The 15,338-nt window shown below is 55.3% G+C and carries 15 protein-coding genes; 5 read left to right on the forward strand and 10 right to left on the reverse strand.

The window, feature by feature from the left end:
* Positions 1–27 precede the first annotated feature (27 nt).
* Positions 28–3,105: an efflux RND transporter permease subunit gene (locus CC94_RS0104960; protein WP_005374491.1), complete on the reverse strand. Its 3,078-nt coding sequence runs from the start codon at positions 3,103–3,105 to the stop codon at positions 28–30.
* Between the two features lie 30 nt (positions 3,106–3,135).
* On the reverse strand, positions 3,136–3,798 hold the full coding sequence (locus CC94_RS0104965) for a DedA family protein (RefSeq protein ID WP_005374494.1): 663 nt from the start codon (positions 3,796–3,798) through the stop codon (positions 3,136–3,138).
* Positions 3,799–3,933: 135 nt separating this feature from the next.
* Between CC94_RS0104965 and CC94_RS0104970 the strand changes: the two genes are divergently transcribed.
* Positions 3,934–4,167, forward strand: coding sequence for a hypothetical protein (locus CC94_RS0104970; protein ID WP_036303741.1), 234 nt, complete (start codon positions 3,934–3,936; stop codon positions 4,165–4,167).
* Between the two features lie 115 nt (positions 4,168–4,282).
* Here CC94_RS0104970 and yfbR read toward each other — a convergent pair whose 3' ends face one another.
* Together yfbR and CC94_RS0104980 are read right to left on the reverse strand one after the other, a co-directional pair.
* Complete coding sequence (yfbR, locus tag CC94_RS0104975; RefSeq protein WP_005374496.1) at positions 4,283–4,894, reverse strand: 5'-deoxynucleotidase; 612 nt, start codon at positions 4,892–4,894, stop codon at positions 4,283–4,285.
* Complete coding sequence (locus CC94_RS0104980) at positions 4,894–5,127, reverse strand: hypothetical protein (RefSeq protein WP_005374498.1); 234 nt, start codon at positions 5,125–5,127, stop codon at positions 4,894–4,896. Before CC94_RS0104980 ends, yfbR begins: the two co-directional genes overlap by 1 nt.
* Before the next feature lie 76 nt (positions 5,128–5,203).
* On the opposite strand from CC94_RS0104980, the gene ylqF reads away from it, so the two are divergent.
* Positions 5,204–6,124, forward strand: a complete 921-nt coding sequence (gene ylqF / locus CC94_RS0104985; RefSeq protein ID WP_005374499.1) for a ribosome biogenesis GTPase YlqF — start codon at positions 5,204–5,206, stop codon at positions 6,122–6,124.
* Between the two features lie 162 nt (positions 6,125–6,286).
* On the opposite strand, the gene CC94_RS0104990 is transcribed toward ylqF, so the two are convergent.
* Positions 6,287–6,778 carry a glutathione peroxidase gene (locus tag CC94_RS0104990; protein WP_005374510.1) on the reverse strand — a complete coding sequence of 164 codons (492 nt, stop codon included), beginning with the start codon at positions 6,776–6,778 and terminating at the stop codon, positions 6,287–6,289.
* A 30-nt stretch (positions 6,779–6,808) separates the two neighbouring features.
* Entirely contained in the window at positions 6,809–7,141 is a 333-nt protein-coding gene (locus CC94_RS0104995; protein ID WP_157203373.1) for a hypothetical protein, read from the reverse strand.
* A 971-nt stretch (positions 7,142–8,112) separates the two neighbouring features.
* Between CC94_RS0104995 and CC94_RS0105005 the strand changes: the two genes are divergently transcribed.
* The 3 genes from CC94_RS0105005 to CC94_RS0105015 are packed head-to-tail and all read left to right on the forward strand — an operon-like array spanning position 8,113 to position 12,508.
* On the forward strand, positions 8,113–9,708 hold the full coding sequence (locus tag CC94_RS0105005; protein WP_005374512.1) for an MFS transporter: 1,596 nt from the start codon (positions 8,113–8,115) through the stop codon (positions 9,706–9,708).
* Positions 9,705–11,282: an efflux transporter outer membrane subunit gene (locus tag CC94_RS0105010; RefSeq protein ID WP_005374513.1), complete on the forward strand. Its 1,578-nt coding sequence runs from the start codon at positions 9,705–9,707 to the stop codon at positions 11,280–11,282. The genes CC94_RS0105005 and CC94_RS0105010 overlap by 4 nt, the downstream gene beginning before the upstream one ends.
* 26 nt (positions 11,283–11,308) lie before the next feature.
* The gene (locus CC94_RS0105015) at positions 11,309–12,508 is read left to right on the forward strand and encodes an HlyD family secretion protein (RefSeq protein WP_005374514.1); all 1,200 of its coding nucleotides are present in this window, start codon (positions 11,309–11,311) and stop codon (positions 12,506–12,508) included.
* Between the two features lie 442 nt (positions 12,509–12,950).
* On the opposite strand, the gene CC94_RS0105020 is transcribed toward CC94_RS0105015, so the two are convergent.
* The 4 genes from CC94_RS0105020 to minD form a co-directional block, all read right to left on the reverse strand.
* Positions 12,951–13,547 carry a metal-dependent hydrolase gene (locus CC94_RS0105020; RefSeq protein WP_005374515.1) on the reverse strand — a complete coding sequence of 199 codons (597 nt, stop codon included), beginning with the start codon at positions 13,545–13,547 and terminating at the stop codon, positions 12,951–12,953.
* 480 nt (positions 13,548–14,027) lie between these two features.
* Positions 14,028–14,225: a winged helix-turn-helix domain-containing protein gene (locus CC94_RS0105025; protein WP_005374516.1), complete on the reverse strand. Its 198-nt coding sequence runs from the start codon at positions 14,223–14,225 to the stop codon at positions 14,028–14,030.
* 30 nt (positions 14,226–14,255) lie between these two features.
* A complete protein-coding gene (gene minE / locus CC94_RS0105030; protein WP_005374518.1) occupies positions 14,256–14,522 on the reverse strand; it encodes a cell division topological specificity factor MinE in 267 nt (88 codons plus the stop codon).
* Positions 14,522–15,331, reverse strand: a complete 810-nt coding sequence (minD, locus tag CC94_RS0105035) for a septum site-determining protein MinD (protein WP_005374519.1) — start codon at positions 15,329–15,331, stop codon at positions 14,522–14,524. Before minD ends, minE begins: the two co-directional genes overlap by 1 nt.
* Between the last annotated feature and the right edge of the window lie 7 nt (positions 15,332–15,338).

A 15,338-nucleotide genomic window follows, 5' to 3' on the forward strand; every position in this document is an offset into this window, starting at 1 on the left:
ATGACACCGGTGAATACATCCGAAAAATTATTTTCCGAAGCGCCCGTACCTCAGCAGCATCCCCGGCAATAACAGCAAATTCAGCGCGGTCGAAGACACCAGCCCGCCGATGATGATCGCCGCCATCGGCCCCATGATTTCGCGGCCGGGATTGTCGTTGTCGAACGCGATCGGAAACATCGCCAGCGCGGTGACCAGTGCAGTCATCAGGATCGACGGCAATCGTTCCTGGGCGCCCTGCACGGCCGTGTCGAAATTCCAGGCCTTTCGCTCGATCTCGATCAAATGCCGGTAATGCGAAAGCAGCATGATGCTGTTGCGCACGGTAATCCCGAACAGGGTCACGAAACCGACCAGCGAGCCGATCGACAGCGTCGCGCCGGTAACCAGCACGGCCGCAATGCCGCCGATCAGTGCGAACGGCAGATTGCACAGGGTCAGCAGGACATGCCGGAGATTGCCGATCGCCAGATAGATGAAGATCAGCACGCCCATGCCGGCCAGCGCCGAATGCACGATCAAATCCGCGCGCGCCTTCGCCTGTTCGACTGCCGAGCCGGCGAACTCGATATAGCTGTCGCCGGTTTCAGGCAGATCTTTCGCAATCCTGGCTTTCAGGTCGGCCATGAACGCATCCAGGTCCCTGTCCTGGACGTTGCAGGTGACCGTCTGCCGCCGTTGCGCGCCCTCGTGCAGAATATTGTACCGGGTCAGCCCATAGTGGATATCCGCGACCTGAGCCAGCATGATCAGCTTGCCGTCCAGGGTTCGGATCGGTAGTTCCGCGAGCGCTTCGGGCCGTTCGCGCAGTTTCGGCGACAGCGCCACCGCAATATTGAAAATCCGGTTGCCTTCGAGCTTGCGTCCGGTGATCTGCGTCTCGTAGGCAATCCTTAACGTATCCAGCACGGTCTTCGGCGTGACGCCCCAAAAGGTGAGCCGGTCGGGATTCATCTCAATCCGGATCTGCGGCGCACCGGGCGGCGAACGCACCTGCACGTCGGAGGCCCCTTCGATCTCCTGCAGCAAGGCGGCCAGTCGCCGGGCTTTCTCGTCCAGCGCGTTCAGGTCGTTGCCGTAGATGTTTACCGCGACCGGCGCGGTGTAGCCGGAAATTGTCTCGTCGATCCGCTCGGTCAGGAAGGTGTTCGCTTCGTACGAAATACCCGGAAAATCGTCCAGGACGCCGCGGATGCGTTCCAGCACTGCGCCCTGCCCGGAGCCGGACATCGGCTTCAGACGGACTTCATACTCGCTGTAATGGCTGCCGTAGGTATCGGCACCGCGCTCGGCGCGCCCTGCCCACTGCGACACCGATTCGACGCCCGGAATTTGCAGCATTTGCCGAGTCAGCTGCGTGCCGATCCGAATCGACTCCTTCAGGGACGTGCCCGGCAGACTGCTGGTATGCACGATGAAATGGCCTTCGCGCAGTTCCGGCAGAAACTCGCTTTTCAGCGCCGTAAATGCCAGGAGCCCCGCCAGACAGATGCCCAGGCTGCCGCCGATCACGAGGTTGAAGCGGTGGTAAACCGCGTCGAGCAGCGCCCGATACCGGGGCTTCAGGCGTTTGATCAACGGAGGATCGTCCGCTGTATAGGTCGAACGGCCCAGCAGCAGATAACAGAGCGCCGGCGTCAGCGTCAGCGCGACCAGCAGCGAGACAAGAATCGCCAAAATGTAGGCATAGCCGAGCGGCGCGAACAGACGGCCGGCCACCCCCGGCAGGGTCAACAGCGGCACGAACACCAGCGCCACGATGAAGCTCGCGTACACGACCGAGCCGCGTACTTCCAGCGAGGCGTTATAAACGATCTCCGACACAGGCATCGGCACAGGCGACAGGCGGTTTTCGCGCAGACGGCGGAAGATGTTTTCGGTGTCGATGATCGCGTCGTCGACGACTTCGCCGAGCACGATCGCGAGCCCGCCGAGCACCATGATATTCAGGCTCATGCCCGCTTCGAGCAGCACGATCACCGCACCGACCAGAGACACCGGAATCGCCAGCGCCGCAATGAAGGCGGTGCGGAGACTATACAGAAACAGGTACAAAATGAGCGCCACGAACAGCCCGCCGATCAACAGATGGCCGGACAGATTCGACACCGAGCGTTCGATATAATCGGCAGGCCGGAACAGGTGCGGATAAAAAGTAATGCCTTGCTGTTCGAACAGGCGGTCGAATCCGGTCAACGCCTGTTCGACCTGGCGGGACACCGACAGCGTATTCGCGCCGTACTGCCCGATCACCATCATCACGATGCCGGCCTTGCCGCCGATCTGCGCCGCGCCGATCGGCGGCTCCGGCGCATAGGCGATCGCCGCCGCATCGCCGAGCGTGACGTTCATGCCCTTGTCGCGCTTGACGATGATTTTCGCCAGCTGTTCGGGCGTGGCGGCACTTCCCGCCGTTTGCAGAGTGAAACGCTGGTTGTGGTTTTCGATGAAGCCGCCGCCCTGGATCACCCCCGCCTGGGAAGCCGCCTGCGTGATGTCTTGGAGCGCCAGATTGAATTTGCGCAGCCGAACCGGGTCGACCTGAACCTGCAATTGCTTGACGTCGCCGCCGAACACATTCACGTCCGCGACGCCGGGCACCGCGAGCAGGCGCGGCACGATCGTCCAGTCGACCAGGCTGCGCAGCGCCATCAGGTCCTTGCTGTCCGACGTCAGGCCCAGCGTCAGCACGGTCGCCGAGGAGGAGGACAAGGGCACCGCAACCGGAATCACGCCAGGCGGCAAGCGGGAAGGCAATTCGGCCAGACGTTCCCCGACCAGTTGCCGGTTGCGGTAGATATCGGTCTCTTCGGCGAAATTGACCGTCACGATCGACAGCCCCTGGATCGACTCGGAACGGACCGTTTCGAGTCCGATCAAGCCGCTGACCGCCATCTCGACCGGCTGCGTGACCAGGATTTCGACCTGCTCGGCCGACAGGCCCGGCGCTTCGGTTTGAATGATCACCCGCTTCGGCGAAAATTCGGGAAAGATGTCGAGCCCGGCGGTCGCGAAGCGGTAGCCGCCGTAGCCGAGTATCATCATGGCGATCGCAATCACGACGCCGTGGAAACGAATCGAAAAACGGACGAGCGCTGCCAGCATGCGTTATCCGCCCTGCCTAGACAATGGCCGTTAAACCGATGCGGTTTCTGAGGTTTTACTACGGAAATTCTTCCAGATCTGATGCACGATCGGCAGCAGCGAAATCGCCACGATGCTTAAAATCACCAGTTCGAAATTCTTCTGCACGATTTCCAGATTGCCGAACTGGTAGCCCAGCATCGTCAGGCCGCCGACCCAGAGCATCGCGCCGCCGATGCAAAAGCCGAGATAACGCACATAGCACATGTTGCCTGCGCCGGCCACGAAAGGCGCGACAGTCCGGACCAGCGGCACGAAGCGCGCAATGATCACGGTGCGGCCGCCGTATTGTTCGTAGTAGGCCTCGGTGCGCTCGATGTACTCGCGCTTGAAGAAACCGATTTTTTCCCTGGCCTTGATTTTTTGGCCGAGAAACCGGCCCACCACGTAATTCACATTGTCGCCGGTCAACGCGGCCGCGATCAACAGCACGATCAGCACGTAAATGTCCAGTTGCCCGGTGCTGGCGGTCAGCGCGCCGGCCGCGAACAACAGCGAGTCGCCCGGCAGCCAGGGCATCACGACCAGACCGGTTTCGCAGAACACGATCAGGAACAAAATCGTATAGGTCAGCACGCCGTATCGGGCGAAAATGTCGGCCAGATGCGCATTGATGTGCAAGAAGAAGTCGAGAACGTGGGTCAATATATCCATAAAAAAATCGAGTTATAAAAGCAATCGGATCAGGAGCCGAACGCTCGACTTCCAAGAAAAGCATATTGATGAAGCTGGGACACATTATATAGAATAACCGATCCATCCCCCGAATCCATGAGACCGCCGCAAGCCATGTTAAAACAAGTCAAAGATTCACCCAAACTCGAACAGTTCAAAGCCCGCCATCCGAACGCCAATGTGGTCGTCATCGTTTTCGCGATCGTGATGTTATGGCGAGGCGCGTGGGGATTGCTCGACACCTACCTGTTCCCCGGCTCGCCGACCTTGAGCTATCTGGTCTGCATCGGCCTCGGCGCCGCGATCCTGTATCTGGATAATTTCAGCATCGACAATCTGAAGCGGTAAGACCCGTTCCAGAGTGCCGTAGCCTCGATGCAGTGCAACGAAGCCGAGGGGGGAACCTAAATCGGAGACGGCATTCCTCGATTTCGCTGCGCTTCATCGAGGCGGCGCCCATCGATTACGTCCTCATCAACCCGTCCAGCGTCAACCCGCAGCTCGGCGCGAACGCCTGCATGAAAAACACCACTTCCGGCTGCCGGTAGCCGGCTATCGTTTCGGCCAGTTCCTGCGCGGCGGTTTCGAATTCGGTATTGCCAGCCTTCATCTCCGCCTGGCATTTCAGATAAGCGGAGATCTTGTCCGCCGCCTTGATGATCCGGACATGCTCTTCGGGCATCGCGTCATGCAGGATCAGCGTCTCGAAATCGGCCTGCAGCTCGGACGGCAAGAGTTTCAAGAGTTCCTTCTCGGCCTGCTTTTCAATCTGCTTGTAGGCGACGTTGATCGCTTCGGAATGGTATTTGATCGGCGTCGGCAGGTCGCCGGTGATCACCTCGGTAATGTCGTGATAGAGCGCCGCGGCCGCGACCGCGTTCGCGTCGAGATTGCCGCCGTAGTAGCGGTTCTTGATCAACGCCAGCGTATGCGCGATCACCGCCACTTCCCAGCTGTGTTCCATCACGTTTTCGTCGTGCGCGTTGCGCTTCAGCCCCCAGCGCTTGATCCACCGAAGCCGCGACAGATAGGCGTAGAAAGGGGTCGAAACCGAGATTTTTGCCGCATCAACCATCAGAATTCTTCCACAAAGGTGTTGTCCAGCGGCGTCTGCACGTAATGCCTGTGTTCCTCCCAGAAATAATAGTAACCCTTGTCGGTCGAAGTCGCCTTGTCGTTTCTGACGATCCGGGTCTTTTCGGTGTTGCCGCCCCTATATTCGACCACCTTGCGCGACATCCGGTTAAACCAGTCCTGCGAACATCCCGTCAACAGGGCGAACGGGACAAAGGAAATCAATTTTTTCATGAGGTCTTCGATCAATTTGGCGTGACGATGGGAATTTTGATGGTTAAATATAGCATTTTGCCCTTCCCGACACATCATGCAGATTCAGTGGTATCCCGGCCATATGCACAAGGCCGGCAAGGAAATAAAGGAAATCCTGCCGAAAACCGACATCGTGATCGAGGTGCTCGACGCGCGCATTCCGTTCAGCAGCGCCAATCCGCTGCTCGCTTCGCTGCGCGGCGACAAGCCTTGCCTGAAAGTACTGAGCAAGAGCGATCTGGCCGACCCGGAACTGACCGCCGTCTGGCAGGATTACCTGGAACGGGAGCAAGGCGTCAAAACGCTCGCCCTGACCAGCCGCGAACCCGAAAAGATACGCAAAATTCCGGCGCTTTGCCGGAACATGCTGGCCGGGCAGATGCAGAACGACCGGATCGTGCACGCGCTGATCATGGGCATCCCGAACGTCGGCAAATCGACCCTGATCAACATCCTGGCCGGCCGCACGGTCGCCAAGACCGGCAACGAGCCGGCCGTGACCAAGACCCAGCAGCGCATCGCCATCGGCAGCAACGTCGTGCTGCTCGACACTCCCGGCATGCTCTGGCCGAACATCGAAAACAGGCACAGCGGCCTCCGGCTCGCCGCCACCGGCGCGATCAAGGACACCGCGCTGCATCATGAGGCGGTCGCCGCCTTCGTGGCCGGCTACCTGAACCGACAGTATCCCGACTACCTGCGCGAGCGTTTCCGGCTGGAGCGGATTCCGGAATCCGACGAAGCGGTGCTGGAAGCGATCAGCCGCAAACGCGGCTGCTTGCGCGCCGGCGGGCAGATGGATCTGGACAAGGCGGCCAAAATCCTGCTTGCAGAATTCCGCGCCGGTACAGTGGGACGAGTTACCCTCGAAACGCCGCCGATGATGGAACAGGAACTGGCCGAAGTGACTGTGATCCGGGAGCAAAAGGCGAAGAAGAAGCGTTTGCGCAAGCTGAATAAATTATCTCATGAATAATTAAACACCCATTCTTTAACCTGCAACATACTACGCGGACTGCCAGTCATGGCGAATCCGCCTGCGGATGTTACGGGATGATCGAGCCACCCTTCAAGGTCGATGGCCGGCTCCGGCGCGGCAATACCGCCAACCGTATTGCCGGCTCGATCTTGCGCCCGTTCAAACCGGCGGCAGCAAACCTTCTATGGCAGCGGCCAGTTGCTCGGGTTTGGTCGCAGAACCGTAACGCCCCACGACGTCTCCTTGCCGGTTCACCAGAAACTTTGTGAAATTCCATTTGATCGCGGTCGAGCCGAGAATGCCCTTCGCCTGCGCCTTGAGATACCTGAACAGCGGATCGGCCTGTTCGCCGTTGACCTCGATTTTCGAAAACATCGGGAAACTGACCCCATAATTGACGGTGCAGAACGACCGGATATCTTCCGCATTGCCCGGCTCCTGTGCGCCGAACTGGTTGCAGGGAAATCCCAATACCGCCAGTCCCCGGTCGCGGTAGCGCCGGTACAGCTCCTCCAGCCCCTGGTATTGCGGCGTAAAGCCGCAGCGGCTGGCCGTATTGACGATCAGCAGCACCTTGCCGCGGTATTGATCGAGAGAGGCCTCGGTGCCGTTCAGAGAAGTTACCTTAAAATCATAAATGGAAGTTGTCATCGTTTTTCTCCTTAAAATTGTGAACACACATCAAGAAATCGGACTGTCGTACCGGCGCGCGCCGTTTTTGCGGCTTGCCGCTCCGGGCGGCTCTTGCCGGGTCTTTCTCGGACCCAAAATGACGGAAAGCGATTCGGAATATCGCGGGCATCCCCTATTTGCCCCAGAGATTTCTTTTGAAAACAAGCTGTCGACCATCTCGCCGAATCCTGAATCAATTATGGCGCCGAAATCTTCCCCGCCGCTTACTGAAATGATAAGCGCCTGAATTTTCTCTATTTCAAAAATAACATTCGATTCTTCGATATTAAATGTAAATAAATTTCGCTTGTCAAATATAATACTTAGATTACCATTATCCATCATGTACTTGAATAATTCTTTGTTCGTTGCGGATCGTTTCGCAATAGCTGGATCATATTAATCGGAGATTCATTTTAAACAGCTTAAATAAAGAAGCCCCTAAATCATGGTTACAGAGTAAATATGCAATGAATTGGAAACTTTTTAATGAGAAAAAACTCATAACAAAATTTAAAATCTTTGTTATGGCACTTCTAATTATTATTTATTCCTATTTTGATATTCGATTGCTTCGTAAATCCCCTAGCAATTCCAAAACGAAGCGTTAATAAATAAAAAATGCTACCAGATAACCGTTTCGAGACAGCTGGATTACGGTAATCGTGATGGTTTTTAAAAGAATGGCTTGGGTTAAAGATTTTACTGGAGAAAAAACTCAGAAATTGCTGAATCATGGCTAGCGAGGCAAGCTCCAATGAATCGGAATGTCTTCAATGAAAATAAATTTTCAACAACACATAAAGCTATTGCGTGGATAATCCTGGTAATTATAGTTTATGGCCAAATAGATACGATTATACATTTGTCGCTTGAGCTTCTTCATATTTTATTTGAAATACTGGAGTCGACTCTGGATCACTTAGTAGAACATATTTTTCATACCGATGCCCGTACTACACAGATAATCAGTTTTTACCTCATACTGATTATTGCGGGACTTGCCTCCTATATACTGATTACCTTGATACCGACAGGGTATTACTTTATTAAATATAGGATTTGCAATAGTTATCATCGCAGGTGCGAGAAGATTTCTGGCTTGTGGCAGGCGACAAGCACGGTCAACAAAGTCATAGGGTGGGCGGTTTTAGCTGTATTTTCCGGCATGTTGGTATTAGGGGTATTAAGTTAAGCATAGATAAAATCAGAGAATCAACGAATAAAAATATATCTGAAAAACGGCGAACTACCCATAGAAGGTATTGCAAAAAATACATCGCCTAGTGTGTTCACCCACTGATTCGATATTCATGGCTATAATTTTTGATGAGCGATTACACGGCTGGCGCTTCGTTCTGTTTAATGCCATGCTGGCTTTTGGGCACATGGCGGTATTGTTCAATGCGGGTTCTTATATTGCGTTGATGCCTCATGTCGCCGGTGATCTGGGTGGAGTAAAACCCAGTTTCGGAACTTGGGCCCAAACCGATTTCATGATTGCCATCGCACTGGGTTTCCCGTTAAGCCGCTGGCTTTCAGGAAAATACGGTACTTGCTCTGTGTGGGTCACGGCGTTCGTCGTCTACGCGTTGGCGTCTTCTCTGTGCGCGATCAGCGAAACCCTGTGGCTATTCCTTCCTGCGCGCATTTTGCTTGGTTTGGTGGGGGGACTCACGCTCCCGGTTGGCCAGTCCCTGCTGCTCGAAGAATATCCGGATCACCTGAAGCTGCTGGGCCTGGGGGTATGGGGGCTAGTCAGCATGATGCCATTCACGATCAGTTTTTCAGTCGGCGGCATTATTGCCGACGAGTTTGGCTGGCGTTCCTTATTTTATTTAAATATTCCCGTCGCCCTCATTGTTGCCGCAATCACCGGCGCATTGCTTGCCGGCAGAGAATTCGAACGCAGTTACATCCGTTTCGATGCTATCGGTTTTGTGCTTTTAGCCATCGTTTTGGGCGGCATTCAGACCATTTTGAATCAGGGAAACGATTTTGACTGGCTGGACTCCACTTTTTTGAGCGTACTACTGACCTTGGTCATCGCCGCTTTAATTCTTTTTGTTGTCTGGGAACTTGGCGAGCGCCATCCGGTGCTGGAAATACGTCTTTTCGGCCATTGCAATTTCACTATCGGCGTGCTCGCTTCGACCGTCGGATTTCTGTTGATTCAGGGAATCCTTTCGCTGTTTATTGTTCAACTGCAAGTCTTGCTGGGCTATTCCTCATTTTTAGCCAGCATGGTTTTTCTGCCTATGCTCCTGCTGGCCGTGCCTGTCGCCATTGCGATGCATGTGGTAACCCTGGAATGGGATGCACGCTTGCTGGTCTGTCTCAATTTTCTGAGCTTTGCAGGCGTTTGGTACTGGCTCGGATTATTCGACGATCCGGGTTCGTTCGATCAAATTTTTTGGCCGATGCTGCTGCTCGGATTTTGTCTGGGTTCGTTTTTTGTGCCGTTGACCCGTTTAACCGTACACGGCTTGTCGGGTCGACAAGAACGGCGGGCCGCCGAAGAAACCGGCCTGCTGCGTATCGCGGCGGGGGCATTCGGCATTACTTTGCAAGGCGTTTTATTTTTTCGCAGAACACCGTTCCATCAACTGCATCTGGCGGATAATTTTGGCGGAAGACGCTTCGCCTCGCTAAACCTGCTGCAAGAATTTTCGCTTCGGTTGAAAACCGCCGGCGTCGCGCCGGAGGCCATCAATAATGAATTCGTGCTGTTCATCAGGAAGCAAGCGGCCATCCTGGCCATGAACGATACTTTTTTACTGGCCAGTTATTTATTTGCCGGGCTTGCCGGGCTGATCTGGCTCGCGTCCCCCGTGTACCCTTCTCCACATCCTGGCAGACGCCAAGAGATAGAAGATATTCAAGCGGAACAATTGATGGAGGAACCATGATAAGTCCATTGAAACCGCGGCGATGGATGTTGATCTTACTGCTTGTCGTCTCGGGCTGCGCCTGGATACCTGAAGGAGAAAAGCCTGCGCAGTTTATCGAGATGCCGTCCACGGAACACATCTCATCGCAGGTCCGCGTCGATGAGACAGGGGCTCCGTCGAAGCAATGGCCGAAACCGGAGTGGTGGCGCGAATTCGGCAGCGATGAACTCAATAGCCTTATGGCAAAGGCTTTACAGGGCAATCCTGACCTGAAGGCAGCGGCCGCCAGACTGCGTCAGGCGCAAGCCCTGATTCGCGTGGAAGGCGCCCGCCTGCTGCCGTTTCTGGACGCGGATGCGGAGCTTGCGAATGAACGGATCTCGGAGCATGGCGTGTATGCGGCGCTCAATCGCGAAGAGGCGGCCGGCGCCAATATTGTCTTCGGAAAAATGAATCCCTTGAGTTTACGCTACGAGTTCGATTTCTGGGGGAAATACCGCGCGGCGCTTGAAGCGGCAATCGGCGAAGCGGCTTCCGAAGACGCGGAACTGGCCGAAACCCGGCTGCTGTTGACGACTGCGATCGCGCGCTCCTATATCCGCGGCCTAGCGTTGCGCCGACAGCTCGATCTATCCCGAAAAATAGTCGAGTTGCGGAAAGAAATGCTGCATCTGGCCGAGACGCGGCTCGAATTAGGCATCGATTCCGAAGACCCTGCGGAACAGGCCGGCATCGAATTGGAGGCGGCCAACAAGCGCGAAGCCGGTATTCGGGATCAATTGGATATTCAGAAAAATCTGCTGGTCCGCTTGACAGGAGACGGACCGGTTTCACTGGCTAACCTGTTCACCGCCGGGATTCATGATTCAAAAGCACTGCAATTGCCTGCGAAGCTGCCTCTGGAACTGCTGGCCCATCGTCCCGATCTTGCGGCGGCCTTGCGCCGCGCCGAGGCCGCTTCGGAACGCATAAAAATGGCCAAAGCCAGCTTTCTGCCGACGATCGATCTCACGGCATTCGCCGGCATAAACGCTTTGGCAATGACCAAAGGCGCAAGCAGTTTAGCCAACCTATTATTTTCAGGCTCCAGTTTCTCTTATGGCGTAGCGCCCGGCCTGCGCCTTCCCTTGTTCGAAGGCGGGCGGCTGCGAGGAGAATTATCGGCCCAACGCGCCGAATACGACGGCGCAGTGGAACTTTATAACGACACCTTGCTGCATGCCGTGCAGGAAGTCGGCGATAGCCTCAGCAGTTGGGAGGAAACCCATGCCATATTGAAAGCTCAAGTTCGCTTACTGTCTTCGTCGCGCAAGAACCAAAGGCTTGCGGAAGATCGTTTCAGTATCGGCGTGGACGATCGCCAAGCCATGCTGAGCCGCGCACACGCCGCGCTCGACCAGGAATTTGCCTTGCAGACAGTGGAAGCCGATCATTGGATTGCCAGGGTGGATTTAATCGAAGCGCTAGGCGGGGGATACGCCAATGATCTTCGGATCGTGCAACAGAAAATCGCCCACTCGCAGGACCATCCCGAAGGTTTCGGCTTGTTCGGATGGTTGCTTGCCATGCCGGCCATATTCAACAAAAACTGAAGCGAGTTTTGTCAGTGACAAGTTCTATGAAAACGCGTCATCAAAGTCTTCGCGCCCGCCGTAAGCGGCGCCTGCAATGGATTGTTTCAATAGGGGTCTTGGCGGCTTTGATTTATACCGGTTATTGGTTGTATCGCCGTGACTGGATCGTCAGCCACAATGCCTTTGTCACCGGCAACCTGATTCCGGTCGAGGCGGACGCGACCGGCATTGTGACTCATGTATGGGTGGAGGAAAGCCAATTTGTCAAAAAGGGCGATCTTTTGGTCCGCCTTGACGAACACCGCGCTCAAACAGCCTTAAAGCAGACCGAAGGCGAACTCGGGCAAACGGTACGGGAAATCGGCGCGCTTTTCGCCACGCATCAGCAAATGTGTCAAAAACTCATTGGGCGTTCTTCAAAACTGGCCCGGGTGCGCCATGATGTCGTTCGGTTTCGGCAAGGCGTACCCAGCGGTTCGGTGTCGCAGCAGGTTTTGCAAAACGCCGAAGATCAAATGGCGGCGCTGGATGCCGAGATGCTGGAGGCAAGGTCCGAACTCGAGGCGATTCGAGCCAGAATCGGCGGCACCAGCCGAGCGAATCATCCTGACATCGAAGCGTCCAAGCATCGATTTATCAAGGCTTACATCGAATATACCCGCCAGCGTATTTATGCGCCGGTTTCAGGCTATGTCGCAAAACGGAAGGTTCAGGTCGGCGACCGGGTGCAACCGGGAGATTCTCTGATGACGTTGGTTCCATTGAATCATCTGTGGGTCGAAGCGAACTTACGGGAAACCGAGCTGCAACGCGTACGACCAGGCCAGTTGGCGGAGGTTGCCGTGGATCTTTACGGAGGAAACTACACGTTTCAAGGGACTGTTGAAGGGTTGGTGCCGGGGACCGGCAGCGTTTTCGCCTTGTTGCCTCCCGATAACGCAACCGGAAACTTCATCCATATCGTCGAGCGGGTACCCGTTCGCATCGCCTTGCGGGAAGACGAATTATTGGCGCACCCCATTCGTCCGGGGCTTTCCACCGTTACCTCCATTCATGTGGACAACACGGAAAAATCCCCGGAAGATTCGCTCACGCAAGCGGTCAGCCAGGAATATGAAACGGATATTTTCGCGGATGAACTCGCCGAGGCAGAAGCCAAGGCGAAAGCCATCGTCGCCAAGAACTTGATTACGCCCGACGCGACGCTGGATTCGGATTGCGGCAGGGTGGCGCTGAAAAAATGATCGGCCGACTCGGTCCCGGTCGAGACAGCATCCATTATTTTGCCCCCGTCGCCAATGCCGTTAAGTTAAGGAAACTCTGATCCTACAACGATTTTAACCAGCATATGGCGGAGCCGGTTCCCCAGGTTTGCTTATTAAGGATTTGGTCGATCATAACGTCCTCCTCTCGTTTCCCTCGCCGAACGCTTATCGTGATACCCCCTTGCCGGCTTGGGTTACATCCCAAAGGGCACAAGCCGCGGTAGGGTACGCTGTGCGTACCGTTCCCGCTCCGATGGTACGCACAGCGTACCCTACCGCTGAAAAGAGTGACGAAGCTTGCAAAATAGGGGTTGTGTTTAAAGAATGCTCTACCCGTTGCCGCCCTACGAAGGACCTCATAACGCGCGCCGCGCGCGGGAACGATCAGGCGGAACGCCGGGAGGTTATTTTTAGCCACATCTTAAGTTTTAAACTGCCGGATGAACTGCCTGGGTATCACTTTAGTGACCGCATCGCCCGAAAAATTCTTCAATTGGCTCTGGCACAAAGCGATCAGCCTTGTCGTGTGGACGCCATTGAACAACAGGCCATCGGCCACCCCGGCGCACAGGCTCCAGGATAACAGGATCACCACGAATTCAAGGTTGCCGCTGCGCCACATGGACAGCGAATGGCGCCGAAAAATCCACGGTACGCCCATCGGATTGGGCCAATCGGTAAGCAGATGCATGAGTCCGCCTGCCGCAAATCCGAAGGCGACGGGCGCCCACCCTGCCGAATTGAGGCTGACATACGAGTACCACAGCAGCGTTACCCAGGGAATGCCCCAATGGGTCAAGGTGCGATGCGTAATCCATAAACGGCGTTTCCCACGATGTTTCTTTCGCCACCACGCGATTTCCAGCCAGTCCGGAGCCGTTCCTCCCCACGCGCCTGCCACCAATGCCAGCATCGCCAGCAATTGAAATGGTCCTCCTGCGCCTCGATGTACCACAATCACAGCCGCAAGTATGCCGGCAGCGATACCGGACGCTTGATGAGCTTTTTTCGACGCCATGGATTCCTTCACTCAAAACCGGACATTTTACAAAATAACCCGTATAAGATGAAACCGGGTTACCGGTTTCCGCGGTTTGAAGGGCTAGGCGGCGCTAGATTTTTACCGGCTTGATAGACCCGGGCCGAGCCATTCGGGCTACCCGCCTGCCGGCCCCACCATTTGCCGGAATGGCATGAGTCGTAACGGCTAACTCGACCTGCAAAATAATCCCCATGCCGTTAAGTTAAGAAATCCGGGGCCGGACAATAAGTGTAGCGCACTGGTCTCTATGGGTAACCAGCGATTGCGTGGTGGATGCGCTACGCTTATCCACCCTACAGGCCGGCAACTCAAAGGCACACGGAATAGCCGGGTGCCTATTGACCGGTGCGGAAGGCATAAAAAAACGCCGGAGGATGCGATGATCCCTCGGCGTTGTCAGTTTTACGGCAGGTTCGGAATCGATCGGAGCCTGCCGGGATGAATGGGGGTGCTGCTTTATTTCAACGACAAAGTTTCCGCGCGGCCTACCATTTCGATATTCAGCTTGTCTTCTTTCAAAAGCCAGCCGATCGCGCGCTGGACGTCGTTTTTGTTTTCACCGGTTTCGACGGTGATTTTGTTGACGCTGGACGGTCCGTTCTGATTCAGATAATGCCAAATCTTGCCCGCCACGTCGCCTATGCTATCAGCCATAAAAGCCTCCTGTTGCACTGATTGAGAAAACTAAGATTTTTTAGGGGGTTGATCCGGCAGCACGATGTTCAGCTCGAGCGTTTCCTGATTGCCGTCCTGTTCGAAATTGAACGAAATCGCATCCTGGTTGACGTTTACGTGCCTGCGGATCACCTCCAGCAATTCTTTCTGCAATTGCGGAAGATAGGAAGGCTGGTTGCGCGACACTCTTTCGTGCGCCACCAGAATTTGCAGCCTTTCTTTGGCAACGGATGCAGAACTAGGCCGCGAAGTTCTAAAGTAATCCAGCAAGCTCATCATCCTCTCCCGAAGAGTTTCCCGAAGAGTCCTTTCTTCTCATCGATGAATCGGTGGGGCCGGTCTTCCCCCAGATAGCGGGCGACGATATCGGCATAAGCCTGGCCCGCGTCGCTCTTTTCGTCCAGAATCACCGGAACGCCGGAGTTCGAAGCATTCAATACCGATTTCGATTCCGGAATCACGCCGAGCAAATGCAGCGACAGGATTTCCTGCACGTCGTCGACGCTGAGCATTTCGCCCAGTTTCACCCGCTCGGGCGAATAACGGGTCAACAGCAAGTATTCCTTGATCGGCTCCTGGTTCTGCTCGGCGCGGCGCGATTTGCTGGCCAGAATGCCTAACATGCGGTCGGAGTCGCGCACCGAAGACACCTCCGGATTGGTGACCACGAAAGCGTCGTCGGCGAAATACATCGCCAGATGCGCTCCCTTTTCGATACCCGCCGGCGAATCGCAAACGATGTATTTGAAATCTTTGGACAATTCGTCCAGAATCTTGCCGATGCCTTCCTGGGTCAGAGAATCTTTATCGCGCGTTTGGGAGGCCGGCAAAATGTACAGATTGTTGCAATGCTTGTCCTTGATCAACGCCTGATTCAGCGACGCCTCGCCGCTGATCACGTTGATCAGGTCATAAACGACCCGGCGCTCGCAGCCCATCACCAAGTCCAGGTTGCGCAAGCCGACATCGAAATCGATGACGGCGGTTTTATGGCCTCGTTTCGCAAGTCCCATCGAAATGGCGGCGCTGGTGGTGGTTTTGCCAACTCCGCCTTTACCTGATGTAACGACAATGATTCTGGCCAATGGTGTT

The sequence above is a fragment of the Methylomicrobium agile genome (assembly GCF_000733855.1).
In the GTDB taxonomy this organism is placed as follows: Bacteria; Pseudomonadota; Gammaproteobacteria; order Methylococcales; family Methylomonadaceae; genus Methylomicrobium; species Methylomicrobium agile.

What these genes read in the sequence shown, in the direction of transcription:
- CC94_RS0104960 (WP_005374491.1), bottom strand. Translation starts at nt 3,105, where the DNA reads ATGCTGGCAGCGCTCGTCCGTTTTTCGATTCGTTTCCACGGCGTCGTG.
- CC94_RS0104990 (WP_005374510.1), bottom strand. Translation starts at nt 6,778, where the DNA reads ATGACAACTTCCATTTATGATTTTAAGGTAACTTCTCTGAACGGCACC.
- CC94_RS0104970 (WP_036303741.1), top strand. Translation starts at nt 3,934, where the DNA reads ATGTTAAAACAAGTCAAAGATTCACCCAAACTCGAACAGTTCAAAGCC.
- CC94_RS0104980 (WP_005374498.1), bottom strand. Translation starts at nt 5,127, where the DNA reads ATGAAAAAATTGATTTCCTTTGTCCCGTTCGCCCTGTTGACGGGATGT.
- yfbR (WP_005374496.1), bottom strand. Translation starts at nt 4,894, where the DNA reads ATGGTTGATGCGGCAAAAATCTCGGTTTCGACCCCTTTCTACGCCTAT.
- minE (WP_005374518.1), bottom strand. Translation starts at nt 14,522, where the DNA reads ATGAGCTTGCTGGATTACTTTAGAACTTCGCGGCCTAGTTCTGCATCC.
- CC94_RS0105005 (WP_005374512.1), top strand. Translation starts at nt 8,113, where the DNA reads ATGGCTATAATTTTTGATGAGCGATTACACGGCTGGCGCTTCGTTCTG.
- CC94_RS0104995 (WP_157203373.1), bottom strand. Translation starts at nt 7,141, where the DNA reads ATGGATAATGGTAATCTAAGTATTATATTTGACAAGCGAAATTTATTT.
- CC94_RS0104965 (WP_005374494.1), bottom strand. Translation starts at nt 3,798, where the DNA reads ATGGATATATTGACCCACGTTCTCGACTTCTTCTTGCACATCAATGCG.
- CC94_RS0105020 (WP_005374515.1), bottom strand. Translation starts at nt 13,547, where the DNA reads ATGGCGTCGAAAAAAGCTCATCAAGCGTCCGGTATCGCTGCCGGCATA.
- CC94_RS0105015 (WP_005374514.1), top strand. Translation starts at nt 11,309, where the DNA reads ATGAAAACGCGTCATCAAAGTCTTCGCGCCCGCCGTAAGCGGCGCCTG.
- ylqF (WP_005374499.1), top strand. Translation starts at nt 5,204, where the DNA reads ATGCAGATTCAGTGGTATCCCGGCCATATGCACAAGGCCGGCAAGGAA.
- CC94_RS0105025 (WP_005374516.1), bottom strand. Translation starts at nt 14,225, where the DNA reads ATGGCTGATAGCATAGGCGACGTGGCGGGCAAGATTTGGCATTATCTG.
- CC94_RS0105010 (WP_005374513.1), top strand. Translation starts at nt 9,705, where the DNA reads ATGATAAGTCCATTGAAACCGCGGCGATGGATGTTGATCTTACTGCTT.